The organism is Nocardia implantans, assembly GCF_035544775.1.
Taxonomy (GTDB): Bacteria; Actinomycetota; Actinomycetes; order Mycobacteriales; family Mycobacteriaceae; genus Nocardia; species Nocardia implantans.
On the sequence record NZ_JAYKYQ010000001.1, the window covers coordinates 728,957 to 743,883 of the forward strand.

11 protein-coding genes are annotated in these 14,927 nt (G+C 69.2%); 4 read left to right on the forward strand and 7 right to left on the reverse strand.

Features of this window, described 5'->3' with window-relative positions; genetic code table 11:
* Positions 1 to 45: 45 nt before the first annotated feature.
* On the reverse strand, positions 46 to 447 hold the full coding sequence (locus tag U3653_RS03215; RefSeq protein ID WP_195079701.1) for a winged helix-turn-helix transcriptional regulator: 402 nt from the start codon (positions 445 to 447) through the stop codon (positions 46 to 48).
* A 99-nt stretch (positions 448 to 546) separates the two neighbouring features.
* Between U3653_RS03215 and U3653_RS03220 the strand changes: the two genes are divergently transcribed.
* The gene (locus U3653_RS03220; RefSeq protein ID WP_195079702.1) at positions 547 to 1,479 is read left to right on the forward strand and encodes an NADP-dependent oxidoreductase; all 933 of its coding nucleotides are present in this window, start codon (positions 547 to 549) and stop codon (positions 1,477 to 1,479) included.
* A gap of 73 nt (positions 1,480 to 1,552) precedes the next feature.
* Here the strand turns inward: U3653_RS03220 and U3653_RS03225 are convergent, their stop codons facing one another.
* The 5 genes from U3653_RS03225 to dprE1 form a co-directional block, all read right to left on the reverse strand.
* Positions 1,553 to 4,900 carry an arabinosyltransferase domain-containing protein gene (locus U3653_RS03225; RefSeq protein ID WP_195079703.1) on the reverse strand — a complete coding sequence of 1,116 codons (3,348 nt, stop codon included), beginning with the start codon at positions 4,898 to 4,900 and terminating at the stop codon, positions 1,553 to 1,555.
* Positions 4,901 to 4,911: 11 nt separating this feature from the next.
* Entirely contained in the window at positions 4,912 to 6,810 is a 1,899-nt protein-coding gene (locus tag U3653_RS03230; protein WP_323124454.1) for a glycosyl transferase, read from the reverse strand.
* Positions 6,811 to 6,912: 102 nt separating this feature from the next.
* Positions 6,913 to 8,865: a galactan 5-O-arabinofuranosyltransferase gene (locus U3653_RS03235; RefSeq protein WP_195079892.1), complete on the reverse strand. Its 1,953-nt coding sequence runs from the start codon at positions 8,863 to 8,865 to the stop codon at positions 6,913 to 6,915.
* 206 nt (positions 8,866 to 9,071) lie between these two features.
* Positions 9,072 to 9,833, reverse strand: coding sequence for a decaprenylphospho-beta-D-erythro-pentofuranosid-2-ulose 2-reductase (gene dprE2, locus U3653_RS03240; protein WP_195079704.1), 762 nt, complete (start codon positions 9,831 to 9,833; stop codon positions 9,072 to 9,074).
* Positions 9,830 to 11,317: a decaprenylphosphoryl-beta-D-ribose oxidase gene (gene dprE1, locus U3653_RS03245; protein WP_323124455.1), complete on the reverse strand. Its 1,488-nt coding sequence runs from the start codon at positions 11,315 to 11,317 to the stop codon at positions 9,830 to 9,832. The genes dprE2 and dprE1 overlap by 4 nt, the downstream gene beginning before the upstream one ends.
* Before the next feature lie 118 nt (positions 11,318 to 11,435).
* Between dprE1 and U3653_RS03250 the strand changes: the two genes are divergently transcribed.
* Entirely contained in the window at positions 11,436 to 11,891 is a 456-nt protein-coding gene (locus U3653_RS03250) for a GtrA family protein (RefSeq protein ID WP_244891846.1), read from the forward strand.
* 11 nt (positions 11,892 to 11,902) lie between these two features.
* Here the strand turns inward: U3653_RS03250 and U3653_RS03255 are convergent, their stop codons facing one another.
* The gene (locus U3653_RS03255; protein ID WP_195079705.1) at positions 11,903 to 12,730 is read right to left on the reverse strand and encodes an alpha/beta fold hydrolase; all 828 of its coding nucleotides are present in this window, start codon (positions 12,728 to 12,730) and stop codon (positions 11,903 to 11,905) included.
* 182 nt (positions 12,731 to 12,912) lie between these two features.
* On the opposite strand from U3653_RS03255, the gene U3653_RS03260 reads away from it, so the two are divergent.
* Positions 12,913 to 13,845: an AraC family transcriptional regulator gene (locus U3653_RS03260; protein ID WP_195079706.1), complete on the forward strand. Its 933-nt coding sequence runs from the start codon at positions 12,913 to 12,915 to the stop codon at positions 13,843 to 13,845.
* Between the two features lie 252 nt (positions 13,846 to 14,097).
* Entirely contained in the window at positions 14,098 to 14,925 is an 828-nt protein-coding gene (locus tag U3653_RS03265; protein ID WP_195079707.1) for a DUF8017 domain-containing protein, read from the forward strand.
* The last annotated feature ends 2 nt before the right edge of the window (positions 14,926 to 14,927 follow it).

Genomic DNA, 14,927 nt, shown 5'->3' on the forward strand with positions numbered 1-14,927 from the left:
TGCGTAGCCACAGGTGGGAGCACATTTTCAGACCGGACAACCGGTTTACTGGGAGCTGCTGTCATAGCGCGCCCGCGCGGCGATGACGTCGTCCATGCGGGTCTCGGCCCAGGCTTTCACCGCGCTCATGACCGGCTGGAGGCTGTGCCCCAGCGGGGTGAGCTCGTAGTCGACGCGGACCGGAACTTCCGCGGTGATCCGTCGCTCCACCAGCCCGTCGCGTTCCAGTCCGCGCAGCGTCTGGGTGAGCATCTTGGGGCTCACACCCGCGATGATCCGGTTCAGTTCGCCGTAGCGTAACGGCCCGTCGGCGAGCGCGGCCAGGACCAGGCTCACCCATTTGTCGCTGATCCGGTCCAGCAGTTGGCGGGTGGGGCACTCGGCGATATACGCGTCGTACCGCTGTTTGGCCAGTTCACGGCGTTGCGTCGCGGTCTTCGTCGCCATCGGGAGCACCTCGCTGCCTCTAACGCACTCTCAGGTAACTACTACCCATCAGATAGTAACCAGCTTTAGGTTGGTCGGCAGCAGAGAGGAAGGAACGTCATGCGTGCAGTGGTGGTCCGCCGGCCGGGACCGGAAGCCGTGGTGGAGATCGTGGAAGTGCCGACGCCGCAACCGGGTCCGGGCTCGGTTCGCATCGCGGTCGCGGCGGCGACGGTGAACCCCGTGGATCTGATGGTGCGGGCGGGCGTGGGCGGCACGCCTTTCGCCGCGCCACGCGACCAATGGGGCGTCGGCTGGGACGTCGCGGGCACGGTCGACGCGATCGGCGAGGGAGTGACGGAGTTCGCGGTGGGGCAGGCGGTGATCGGTATCAGCGACCGGCTCGACGTCTCCCTCGGCGCGCAGGCCGACTACGTGGTGCTGGAGGCCGGAAATGTCGCGCCCGCCCCGCTTTCCGTGTCGCCGGTGCAAGCGGCCACCATCCCGCTCAACGGTCTCACCGCGCTCCAAGCCCTCGACGCGCTGGATCTCGCGTCCACCGACACACTGCTGGTGACCGGCGCCGCGGGCGCGGTCGGCGGCTTCGCCGTCGAACTCGCGGCGGCGCGCGGGGTCCGGGTGATCGCGTCGGCGTCACCCGCCGACGAGGACGCGGTGCGCGCCATGGGCGCCACCGATTTCGTTCCGCGCCAAGCGTCCCTGCCGGATGCCGTGCGCGCCATCGTCCCCGGCGGCGTCGACGCCGCCCTGGACGCGGCCGCCCTCGGCCCCGCGACACTCGCCGCGGTACGCGGCGGCGGACGATTCGCATCCGTCAGCGTCCCCAACACCCCGATCCCCTTGCGCGGCACCACCGTGCACACGGTCCTGGTCCGCGCCGACCGCCCCCGACTCGACCACCTCGTATCCCAAGTCGACGCAGGCAACCTAACCCTCCGCGTCGCGGAAACCCACCCCCTCACCGCCGCCTCCGAAGCCCAGAAACGCCTCGCCCTCGGCGGCCTCCGCGGCCGCCTCGTCCTCACCCCCTGACACCCCGCCGCGAGTGGCACATGGCTGTGGCGAATCCACCCGAGAAGCGCTCTCCACCATGTGCCACTCGCGGTCAGCGGATGCGGATGGGGTCGTCGGTGGAGAGGCCGGTGCGGGTTTGGGTTGTGACGTGGATGGGGGCGGGGGCGGCGTTGGGGGCGTAGGGGGTGAAGCGTTCGAGGGAGCCCCAGTCGCGGGTCCAGTCGCGGTCGAGGTAGGTGGGGACGGTTTGGGACTTCAGCAGTAGGCCGGTCCAGCCGAGTGGGCCGCCGCCGATGTCGTCCTGCCAGGCGTTGGAGGCGTCGGAGCCGACCCGGTCGGGCAGGATGCGCCACTGCGGGATCTCACCGACGCCGTCCTTGTGGTCGAACGGCCGCTGGCACGGGAAGGCCAGACCGACATGCCAGTCCAGCAGTACCGGAGCCTGCGATCCGACCACGGAGTTCAGCGTGGCCAGCTTGGGCAGCCGGGGCGGGGTGACGGCCAGCCACTGCTTGGGGGTGATGTCGTTGTCGATCGCCACCAGCCGCACGGCGTTCACTTCGGCGGGCAGCCGGTCCAACGGCACCCGCAGGTTGCGCCAGGACGGCGCGGGGCCGATGTCGAGCGGATCGATCGAGCCGAGCGTGCGCACCTCGCCGTCCGCGCCGCGGACGCCGTACTCCAGGTGCAGTTCCTGCCCGTAGGTGAGCACACCGTCGGCGTCCACCGAGCGGATGCGGCCCGCCGCGGTGATCGCCAGCACCTGGTAGGCGGGGTCGGCGCGCATGCTGTCGGTCAGGTCGAGGCGATACCACTGGGTGGTCAGCTTCGCCTGCTGCTGCTCGCCCTCCTGGTAGCTGCCGAGCACCGGGGTCTTCGCCGGGTCGAGGCCGAACGGCAGCGCGACGGTGCTGCCGTTGAGGCCCGCCTGCTCGGTGGTGCCGCCTCCGGTGCCCGCGCCGGTGGTGTTGGTGGTCTTGTTCTCCGAGTCCTTCTCCACCGAGTTCGCGCCGCCGGTGACCGTTTCCTCGGCGTCGGCGGTGAGGTCGCGCGCCACCCCGTTCGGGGTGAATCCCTTGTTCTGCGCCGACAATCCGTCCGCGGGCGATCCGGTGAAGGGTCGCAGCAGCGAATCGGCGGTGTCGGTCTCGACGAGCACCTCGTTCGCCAGTGCGCACGAATCCCCGCCGACCGATTCCACGTTCGACTTGGTGATCGAGTAGGCCGGGTACTGTGTGGCCGCGGCCTTGGCGAGCGAGGCGACCTCGAAGATGACCAGCAGCGCGGCGGCCACGGTCAGCGGCGCCGAGGCCCATCGGTCGAATCGCCGTGGGCCGCCGCCGGTCTCGCGCCGGTACGGCTCGCGGTAGTGCTGCCAGATGGCGACCAGCAGCGCGAGGCCACTGAGGCCGAGGAACAACGTGGACAGCCCCTTGCCCGCGATCAACGGAGCCTTGTCCCACCACGGGACACCGTAGCTGGACACGTACCACCACCCGTTCGGACCGGTGAAGGTCACGGCGAGCAGGAACAGCACGGCCGCGGCGAACAGCGCGCGGTTGCGCGGCGAGCGAATCCCTGTGGTGCCCACCGCGACCGCGGCGAGGGCGGCCAGCGATCCGGCCAGTCCGGCGTAGACGCCGAAGTGGTGGGTCCACTTGGTGGGGGTGAACATCATCAGGAACAGCGACGCGAACACGATGCCGAGGATGCGCACCGAGGGGCCGCGCGAGGTGCCGGGTATCCGGCCCTTGCGCAGCACTTGCAGCACGCACACGAGCAGGCACAACAGCATCACCAGCACGCCGAACCGCCGCGCCAGCGAACCGTCCGGCGAGAGCATGAGCAGCGAGTCCCAGCGGGTGCGCTCGTCGAACCAGGCGACGTTCGGCCCCACGATCGTGCGCACCCGGGTCGCTTCCAGCACCGTCGCCAAGGTCTGGTCGGCGAAGATCACCACCAGCACCAGCGTGCCCGCGGCGAGGCCGGGGGCGATCAGCGCGGCGAACCGGAACACCGCGCCCGCCCGGGACGACTCCCGCGCCCGCGCGGGGGCGTTCACGGCGGCCGCGGCTGCGGCGGAACCGGCGGCGGCCGCGTCGGCGTCGGGCCCGGTGCGGACCGGGACGGCGCCGCGCGCCCGCTTGATGATGATCAGCAGTACCGGCCGTGAGCCTGCGATCAACGCCGCGATGCAGATCAGGCCGGTGGGGCCGGCCGCCAGTGAGAACGCGGCGATCAGCACGGCCGCCGCGGCGGGCAGCAGCCGTCCGGTCGCGATGGCGCGTTCGATCGAGCACCAGGTGAGCAGCGCGCCCGCCGCGATCAGCGGTTCCGGACGCAGGCCGTTGTCGTAGGGCAGCCAGAACGCGAGGAACACCAGCCCCGCCGTCCACAGCGCCACCTTGTTGCGCCGCACCCGCGCGCCGAGGCGCGGCAGCACCTCCCGGCTGATCACCAGCCAGCAGACCACGCCGGCCAGCAACGTGGGCAGTCGCATCCACAGGCTGGCGTCGGAGATCCGCGACATCCAGGCCAGCACCTCGTAGGACCAGCCGAAGGGGGCCTCGGGCACCGCGAACCAGCGGTAGTAGTTCGCCATGTAGCCCGCGTGCCCGGAGACGCGCGCCATGTTCAGGATGTAGCCGTCGTCGGAGGTGTTCGCCCCGATGACGTGCCACAGCGCGAGCGTGCCGAGCACGACGCCGTCCGCAGGGGTGACCCGCCACCAGTGCGCGGGCAGGAAACGGCGCGGCTTGCGTCCGTCGGCGGTGTCCAGCAGATGCAGTGCGACGAGTGCGATCAGCGTGAACACGGCGGCGGCGATCATGGCGGCCAGCTTCAGCGGCGTCGGCGTGGAGGAGAAACGCGAGTCGATGTCCGCGTGCACCTGCGCCCCGGCGAGCCGATCGGCCGTCAGATCGGTGAACACGCCAACCAGCTGCGGCCGGATGTCCCGTCCGACCGTGGACCGGAACGGTGTGCCGTCCTGCCGGGTCACGCCGGTGAGTTCGGCGGTGGTCGCGGCGGCGGTCGATTCGATGTCGATCGCGGTGCAGGAACCGACCTCGGCCAGCGGGGCCGACAGCAGCGGGATGTCGCGCAGCACCACCGAGAGGACGCCGTCGGCGACCGATACCACCAGGCCCTTGCTCGCCGCCTGGCCGGAGGCCACCGGGACGGTGGACAGCAGCGTGCCGCCCGATCCCAGCTCTCCCGACAGCGCGCAGGGCAGCGTCGCGTGCAGCCGCAGCGGCTCGTAGGACACCAGCGGCGCCGCCACGCTCGCGGCGCCGGACTCGGGCCAGTCCAGGCTCGCCCGGTCCTGCCGCACCGGCAGCAGCGGGGTCAGCAAGGCCAGCAGGAATCCGAGAAGCCCGGAGAGCAGGGCGATCAAGCGGATACGGGTGAACGCTCGAGTAGATCGATCCGGTCGCACGGGGGTTGATGCTAGCTACCGCCCGGTGTGACGCCGACTGCCCCCGACGAGCGCAGCGTATGAACGTCCCACAGCCAGACGTCCTCCACCCGCGTCGGCGTGAATCCGAGCAGCTGGGTCACGGTTTCCCGCAAAACATCCCCGTTCTTCGCCGCGGGCAGCACCAGGGCGTCGGCTTGCCAGAACCGCAGATCCTCCAGCGCCCGGGCGCGCACGCCCGCGTCGATCGGCGGTACCACCCCGGTGTCCTGGGCTTGGACCAGCAGCGCGGTGGTCGGGCGGGCCTCCGGGCCGTAGATCCCCTTCTTGGTCGCGCCGGTCGGGCCGACGAAATAGCCACCCGCCAAGGGGAAGGTGAAACCGGCGTCGGCCTGCCAGCGCAGCGCTCGCGCGTCGGGCGGACGCGGTGGGGGCACCATGACCACCGAGCCGTCGCCGACGTAGCGGCGGACGGCGCCGTCGGCGAAGAAATCCGGTGTGGGGGGTCGCTCGACCACCGGCAGGATGGTCGGAATCAGCGGCAGCAGCGCGCAGGTCACCGCGGTGAACCAGCCCAGCGGCTTCCAGTCCGCCGCCGATCGCGTCCAGGTGCCCACCGCGCGGTCGGTGCCCAGCGCGAGCACCACCGCGATGGCCGGGACAGCGGCCATGCTCAGCCTGCTCTCCAGCACCGTGTTCAACAGCGGGACATGTTCGGCCCAGCGCCACGGCAGCTGCACGCCGGTCGGCCGTCTACCGATGGTCGCGACGGCACCCAGCGAGAGCAGACCGAACACCGCGATCACCACGCCCGCGGCCCGCACCACGCGGTCGCGCCACAGCAGTCCCACCGTGAACACGACCAGAAGCAGCAGCGGCCAGCCGAAGTACGCGTTCTGCTCGGTCGGGTTGATCGCCACGTTCGCGCCGGGAGCGAACACGCCGCCCAGCGATTCGGACGGAAACTGCACCAGCGCCGCGAGATCGTTGCCCATCGGGCCGTGGTCGATCGAGCGATAGCTCTGCGGGCCGAAGAACTGCCACCACAGCGGAATCTCGGCCAGCGCCAGCGTGACCACCGCGGCCAGCACGAGGGTGGGAGCGATCGTGCGCGTCACGCGCAGCCCGGTGCGCGGAGTATGCAGGTAGTAGACGATCGCGAACAGGCCGAACGCGAGGGCGAAGATCAACAGCGGTTCCTCGCCGAGAGCGATCTGCGTCGCGACCAGAAGACCGAGCACGACGGCGTCCCGAACCCGTCCGCGCGGCCGTGCCGGTTCCGCCGTGGCCGCCCGCCGCGCCATCCGGATCAGCCTGCCCGCGATGATCGGAAGCAACAACAGCACCACGAAGTTCGGATGCGCGTTGGCGTGCGAGATCATCGCGGGCGCGAAACCGCAGAACAGCCCGCCGATCACCGCCGCGGTCCTGGACCGGACCAGTTCGCGGGCGAACAAGCGATACCAGGCGAACGCCGTCCCGGCCAGGCCGAGGGTGAGCACGAGCACGAACGTGACGGTCGGCCCGAAGAGCAAGGTGACCGGCGTCAGCGGCACGCCGACGCCGAACATGGCCGTGTTGGCCATCATGTTCACACCGGCCGGGAAATTCTGCAGATCGGTGCCGAGCGGGTTGTGCGCAGTGGCCACCGAGTGCGCGGTGACCGCGAAGAACCACTCCCACATCGTCTGGTCCTGACCGCTCTTGATCAGGTACCCGCTGGCGGTATTACGCCATTGGCCCGAGAGCACGGTCGCGGCCAGCGCCAGGTAACCGGCGCCGACAGCGAAGTCCGCGACCCGCGTCGCGGTCGGCCGCCGGGTACGCGCCGGACGGGTGAGCACTCCGGCCGCTGTCGCCCGCTTCGCCGCGACCGCGACCGTCGCCGATTCCGCCGGTAGGCCGGTCTCGGCGTCCTGTGCCTGTGTCACCCGGGCATCACTCCTCGACAGCGCCCTCCGTAGCAACCACGCTGTGCGTGGACCGACAAACGAAAGGGGTAACCACTGCGCGCGAGTTCAACCGCGGCGATTTCAGCGGTGGACGGTGACCAGCGTGAACGGTCCGATATCCGTGCTGGTGAAGCGCGGGTCGGCGAACAGCTCCTTGGGGAAGCTCACCGAGTAACGCGCCACGTTCGGGTCGTTCGGGTAGACGTCCTTGGCCAGCCGCAACGTGTAGGAGTCGCCGCTGCGCCGGAACAGGAACGCGTCGGGCGCTCGCCACGGGCTCGCGGCCAGCGCGTCGAGCAATTCCTGCGGCGTCTTCAGCTGGCTCCAGCGCTCGATGGTCGCCGCCCGGCCCGCGAAGTCCGCGAGCGGGTTGGCGTAATGCGAGGTGAGCGCCTGGAAGCCCAAGTAGGGATAGAAAGAAAGGAAGCTGGTGTCGGCGGTGAGTACCACGGTGTCCGCGCGCGGGCGTCCGGTCTGCGCGGTGAGCGCCCGATCCACCTCGGCATACCGCGACACGGCCGAGGGGTCGCGCTGGTCGGCGCGCTTCCCGTCGCCGTCGGTGTCCGTGTACGCGGTGGTGATCTCCGGCGTCAGCACGTGCGGAATGTCCTGCGCGAACGCCAGCGCGCCGATCGTCGCTACCGCGATCGCCACCAGCCGGAACCGCGCGGGCTCGTTCAACGCCTGGTAGATCGCCCGCGCGCCCTCCACGAACCCGAACGCGCCCGCGACCGACAGCAGCACCAGCAGCACCGGCTCCAGGCGGAACGACAGCAACGTGGTGCCCGCGGCGGTCGCGGCCATCGACAGCAGCGTCCACAGGTAGATCGCCGCCACCCCGATGCCGAGCGCCTGCGCCCTGCGCGACGACGCGCCGCGCAGCACCAGCCAGATCGTGCCGAGCAGGCACAGCGCCCCGAGCAGGGAGAACTGGAACATCGGCAGGGGCAGTTCCGCGCCCGCTTCCGGCAGGTAGTGCTGGGCGGTCCCGGAACTCGCCGTCGCGCCGCGCAGCGCCTTCGCCAAGTACGGCGCCCACACCAGCAGCGCGACCAGTCCCGCGAGCACCGCGATCACCACGAGCCGCACCAACGGCGGCAGGGCCGCGCGCCAGACGGGAAGGGTCGAGTCCGTCGCGGGGCGGGCACGGCGCGGACGGTCGGCGGCGCGCTGTGCCCGCACCGCGAGGAAGGCCGCCACCAGCCCCATCAGCGCCACCGCGAAGGCAGCCACGAGGAAGTAGAGGGTGTAGAAGGTGGCCGCCCAGCCGAGGAACAGCCCGGTGCCGACGACCGCGCCCCAACCGCCGGCCGTGCGCTCGGCGTCCTCCGACGAGCGCACCGCCGGCCGGTGCAGCGCCCCCCACGCGAGCACCAGCGCGGGCGGCAGCAGCAGCACGATGACAGCGCTGTAGGCCTCGGGTGCGGCGTAGGCCAGGGTGACCGCCGTGCTCGCCGCCGCGACGCCCACCGCCCAGTCCGCGCGGATCAGCTTCGACCACAACACCAGCGCGACCACGGCGGCCACGGCGAGGAAGGTGATCGCGTACGGCTTGAACACTTCCCAGCCGTCCATCCCGAGCAGATTCGCCACCCGCCCGCCGATCCAGAACCAGCCCGCGGGGTAGAACGACGGCAGATCCGCGTACGTCATGTCGCGCAGCGCGGCGGAATCGGTGAGCCGGGTGAGGAACTCGGTGCGGAACTCCTGATCCACCGAGACGCCGAACAGATACAGCTTCGTCGCCGCAAGCGGCATGCCGAGCGTGAATGTGACGAACGTCGAAAGTCCGGCCCAGGAAAGCACTTTCGCGATCGAAGGCCACTTGCGCAGCCGCAGCAGCGCGATCGCGACCGCGAGCACGACCGCCGCGCCGACCTGTCCGACCGTGGTCAGCGCCCGAGTCACGTTCGACGAGTTGAAGGCGGGCCACTGCACCAGCGAGAAAGCGACCAGCCCGACGACGGCCACCACGGCGGCGACCACCGCCGCGAGCGCGGCCTCGCCGACGCCGGAGGCGATCTGCCGCGCCACGAGCGACCCGCGCCCCGGCGCCGGAGCCGGATCGACCGGACGCGGCGGCGCTTCGTCCGCGGCGGTCACCGTGCTCAACGGACCGCTCCGCGCTCGTCGCACTGGATTACTCGCATGGCGCCTCCCGGTTCACAGGGTCACTCCGTCAGACGATAGGTGCCCGCGCGATCACCGATCACGCGGGCACTTCGTCCGAAGGTCGCCGATCAGATCGGCAGTCTGCGGAAGATCGAGCGCGGGATGTGCCGCAGCACCATCATCACGTAGCGGAAGGTTCCCGGCGCCCAGACCAGTTCCTTCCCCCGCTGCGACGCCGCGACCGCCAGCGCCGCCACGTCTTCCTTGTCGACGGTGAGCGGAGCCTCCTTGACGTGCGCGGAGAACTTGGTGCGCACCATGCCGGGCCGGATCACCAGCACGCGCGGGCCGTGCGGCCGCAGCGCTTCGCCGAGGCCGAGGTAGAAGCCGTCCAGCCCGGCCTTGGTCGATCCGTACACGAAGTTCGAGCGGCGCACCCGCTCACCGGCGACGGAGGACATGGCGATGATCCGCCCGAAGCCCTGCGCCTTCATCTTCTCGCCGACCAGCACGCCGACGGAGACCGCGGCGGTGTAGTTGATCTGCGCGACCCGCACGGCCTTGGCCTGGTTCTGCCACAGCTCTTCGGGATCGCCGTCGAGGGCGAAGGCGACGATCGCGACGTCCACATCGCCTGCGTCCCACGCCGCGTCGATCACCTTGGCGTGGCTTTCGGTGTCGAGCGCGTCGAAGTCGATGACGTCGACCTGGCTCGCGCCGGCGGCCTTCATCTGGGAGACCGCGCCCTCCCGCAGCGGATCACCGGGCAGCGCCGCGAGGGTGATGCGCGCGGGCCCCTTCTTCAGGTACTCCGCGCAGATTGCCAAGCCGATCTCCGAGGTGCCACCCAGCAGCAGAATCGACTGCGGGTTGCCAACGGCATTGATCACTGCAGCTCCAGCCTTCTCGCCATATCGGACATGAAAACGCCTGTGGGATCGACGCTACGGCGGACCTTGATCCACTCGTCGATCCGGGGATACATCTTGTGGAAGGTCTCGGCGGTGGTCCGCGAGTCCTTCGCGGTGTACAGCCGCCCGCCGAATTCCAGCACCCGCCGGTCCAGCTCGCCGACCAGCTCGTTGAGACCGGGCTTGATCGGGAAGTCGACGCAGATGTTCCAGCCCGGCATCGGGAAGCTCAGCGGCGCCTGGTTGCCGGGGCCGAACAGCTTGAACACGTTCAGCGCCGAGTAGTGCCCGGACGCCTGGATGTCGATGATGATCCGCTTGAACTCCTCGACCGCCTCGGTCGGCACCACGAACTGGTACTGGAGGAAGCCGTTGGAGCCGTAGCCGCGGTTCCACTCCGCGATCATGTCCAGCGGGTGATAGAACTGCGTCAGGTTCTGCACCTTGCCGGTGTAGTTGCCGCCCATCCGGTAGTAGGCCTCGCCGATGGACATCAGCGTCAGCTTGTTCATCGTCCAGTTCGGGAAGATGTCCGGGACGGTCATCAGCTGCGGCGCGTCGAACTTCAGCGGCTTGCTGCGCAGCCGCTTGGGCAGCTCGTCGACCTTCGCCAGCCTGCCCCGGGTGATGGTGGCCCTGCCCAGCTTGGGCAGCGGGCTGATCACGTCGAACCAGGCGCTCGAGTAGGTGTAGTTCGCCTCGCTGCCGTCGCTGTGCGCGGCGATGGTCTCGTCGAGGGTCGTGGTCTTCACGCCGTCGTTGAGGAAGTAGGCCGTCTCCGTCGGCACCATCTCGATGGTCGCGCGCAGAATGATGCCGGTGAGCCCGTTGCCGCCGACGGTCGCCCAGAACAGCTTGGCGTTGCGCTTCGGCGTGATGTGCTGCACCTGCCCGTCGGCGGTGAGCAGATCGATCGAGCGCACGTGGTTGCCGAAGCTGCCCTCGCTGTGATGGTTCTTGCCGTGGATGTCGGAGGCGATCGCGCCGCCGATGGTGACCTGGCGGGTGCCGGGCAGCACCGGGACCCAGAGGCCGAACGGCAGCGCGGCCTTCATGAGCTGATCCAGGCTGACGCCGCCGTCCACGTCCACGATGCGGGTGTCGCGATCGATCCGGTGGATGTTGTGCAGCGCGGTCATGTCGACGACCAAGCCGCCCGCGTTCTGCGCGTGATCGCCGTAGGAGCGGCCGAGGCCGCGGGCGATCACGCCGCGCCGCAGGTGGGCGGGCTTGCTGTCGTTGTCCTCGGCGACCATGGCGACTGCCTTGGCGATCAGTTCGGGATCGCTGGTCGAGAGCACTTCGGAGGAGGTGGGTGCGGTGCGACCCCACCCGGTCAACGTACGGGTGCGCGTCGGAAGCGTGAACGCGGTGCCCGCGGCCGGGCCGTCGTTCGCGACGCCGGCGCCTTCGTCGTTCCCGGTTGTCTTGGTGGCGGTCGGAGCTTTCGTGGACATCGGCATAGAGGCTACAGGTATGACGCCAGATGGGAGCGGGGTCGCTCTACCCATGGGTAGTGACGTACGTGTCGGTTCAGCACCGGATCCCGGTGATGCCGCGTTCGACGCTACGCTCGTCGGCGTGCAAGCCGAACCACACCTGCCGCTTCCGGCCGAGTTGCCCCTGGTCGACGAGCCGGGCGGCACCGAGGTCGACCTCAAGACGCAGATCATCCGGTTCACCCTCACCGGCGGGTTCTCGGCCGTCGTCGACTACGGGCTCTACAGCCTGCTGCTCAACCTGGTCGGCCTGCCGGTCGGGGTCGCCAAGTCGATCGGCTTCGTGGCGGGCACCACAACGGCCTACCTGATCAATCGCCGCTGGACCTTCCAGGCCCCGCCGAGCCGCGCCCGCTTCCTCGCGGTGGTGGCGCTGTACGCGGTGACCTTCGCGGTGCAGGTCGGCATCAACAACCTGCTGTACTTCGCCCTGGCCGACGAGTGGTGGCGTCAGCCGCTGGCCTTCATCGTCGCCCAGGGCACCGCGACCGTCATCAACTTCATCGTCCAGCGCTTGGTGATCTTCAAGCTCCGCTGAGCGGTGCCGGGCTAATCACTTGTCGCGGCGTGCTCGGCCAGGAAGTTCCCGACCAGACGATTGACCTCGTCGGGGACCTCGGCGGCCGCGAGGTGTGCGGCCCCGTCGATGACCACGAGTTCAGAGCCCGGAACGGCTTCCGCCATGGCCCGGAGCTCGGGCACGGGGAAGGTGCGGTCCTCGCGACCCCCGACGATCAGCGTGGGACAGGTGATCGAGGCGAAGAGGTCTCGTTGGTCCGGCCGATCGATCACCACGGATCGCACGGCGTGCACGATCGACTCCGGATCATTGCCCCGGGCGATGTCGACGACCTGCCGGACGACCTGCGGGCGGGTGCTTTCGGTGGTCGGTCCGAGAAAAGCCCGCACCACCGATTTGGTGAGTGGCGGGCGAATCCCGCCCAGCATCCGGATCACCATCAGCAGCGTCCGGTACTGCAATTGCTGGGCGAGCGGAGCCGAGGATGCCGTGCCATTCATCAGCACGGCGGATTCGACGCGATCGGGGAATTCGGCCGCGAGGGTGCCGCCGATCATGGCGCCCCACGAGTTCCCGAGGAAATGCGTTCGCCGCAGCCCGAGGTGATCGAGGATGTCGACCACGCAGCCCGCGCACTCCTGGAAAGTGAAGCGCCGCTCGAGGCGGCTCGACCTGCCGTGACCGGGCGGGTCCACCGCGATGGTCAGGTAGTTCCCCGCGAAGTGGTCGACCTGGGCGTCCCAGAGCGCGGCGTCCAGCAGGAGGCTCGGCCACATCACGATCGGATCGCCGCTTCCGGCAGTGACGACATGCAGCAGCCCGAGCCGGGTCTGTACGTGGGTATGCGTCCGCTTCATCACTGTGCTTCCTCGCGAGTGGGCCCGCGCCGCACGAGCCTCGACCATGGCTGAGCAACACACCGGCGCGACGGGCTGTGATCGGTACGATCGGGATCACGTTAGGACGCGGACCGATGCGCGCTCGACCTGATACGCGCACGGGTCTGACGGAAACGCGCACGCCGATCGGGAGGTTGCCGGTGTCGATCGCCGAGCCGTACCTGGTGGAACGGGTCGATACCGCCGCCGTCGCGGCCCGCGAATCGGCCGACTTCTGGGCCGAGCATGTTTGTCGTAACCAGGGCACGTTGGAATGCCGTTTCGACAGCCGGTCACCGTTCGCCGGAGCCACGGCCGTACAGCGATACGCGGGCTATCAGCTGATCGACTTCTGGTCGGACCGCGTCGTCTACGCCAGGACGCGCGCCGACATCCGGCACGACGGCGACGACAGCCTGCGGGTGATGATCCCGGTATCCGGCGCGTTGCGCATCCGGCAGGACGACACCACCGCCGAAGTGCTGCCGGGGCACGGCGCGGTGGTCACCAAGACGCGTCCCGTGGATTTCGGCCAACCCGCCGCTGCGCGCGGATGGGTGATGAACGTCCCCGCGGGCGCCCTGCCGCTCCAACTCGGCGAGGGACCCGCGCTGATCGACCTGCGGGAGGGACTCGGCTCGGTCCTCGTCGGCATGATCACCGAACTCGGCAAGCAGCGTGATGCCGTCGACGGACCCGAATTCGCCTCCGCGTGCGACACGATCGTCGATCTGCTCCGTCTCCGCATGCGCCGCCACGCCGCGCCGCCGACGGTGCTGGCGACGGTGGACGCCGCCGTCCGCGCCCACGTCCTCCGGCACGCCGACGATCCCGACCTGACCCCCACCGAGATCGCCCGCACCCTCGGCTGGTCCCTGCGCCAAGTCCAGTTGGCCTTGCACCACACCGGTACCACGCCAAGCGAACTGATCCGCGGCGCCCGCCTCGACCGCGCCCACCGCCGCCTCCGCGAATCCCCCTCCCGAACCATCGCCGAAATCGCCTACGCCAGCGGCTTCCGCTCCCTCAGCACCTTCGGCTCCGCCTTCAAAGCGCGATTCGGCGTGACCCCGCAAGACGTCCGACCACGCTGACGTCCGAACATCGAGATCTTTCGAACTGGCAACCGACTGGTTCATCGCAACGATCTCGTCAGCCGAGGCGGGTGGAGCGCGACGCCTCGATTGACAGTCGTTTTCAGCCGCCCTAGCATCCCAGCCCGGGAGTACCAGGAGGGGAGTAATCACTGTGCCGCACGCGATGAGTACACGATCGTCTATTACAAGACTGTGCAGGGCAACAGCTCTGGCGTTCTCCGACCGCCGGTCGTGGCTGGGTCCGCATTCGTGGACCGGCTGAATCGCGCTGTCCGGCTGCTCTATCGACACGGCATCCTGACCCAGTTGGGCAAGATCGCACTCCTGCTCTGCACGGCGGTCGCGGTGCTCACCCTCTCGACGTGGATCGGTAATCCGTACCAGGACGCGGTTGAGCCGCCTGAGGCGGCGGCCTCGTCGTGGCACCCGCCTCCGCGCCCTACCGGACCGCCGGAACCTTCGCTTCCCTCAGGATTCCCGTCGATGGAGTTCCCGCCGCCGTTGGTGAAGGTGGGCAATGGACAGCTTCAGCCGGTCCCCACTCGATACGGTCTCACTTACACCGTTCCGTCGGACGGCTGGTCTCCGTCGAACGATGCGATCATGGCGTGGAACGACGAAATCGATCACACGACTATCGCCTCCTACGAAGCGGTCAGTCGCTATGGGATCGGCTACTGCCGCCAGACCGAGGGATCGGTCCTGGCGAGTGTCGGTGTCGACGGCCGCAACGGAATCGACATCGACACCGCGGCACGCGATGAAGTCGATAAGGCGAGTCGAATCTTCGGGGACAGGAAGACGAATCACATGCCCGCCGTGCAGCTGCGTGGTCCGATCACCTTCGAGATATCGGGCCGACCTGCATCGCGCTACACCGCTGTGGTCACCGATATTCCGAAAAAATCCTCGTGTGATCCGGTAACGGCGGAATTCGATATCGTTGCGACTGCGGCATATGCCTCGGCTGAAGTGGCAATATTCATGATCCAGCACTATACGAACTCGGCGGAGTCGCTGTCTCGCGACGAGGTCGAAAAGATAATACAGTCGATCGGCAAGACAAATACAAAGTGAGG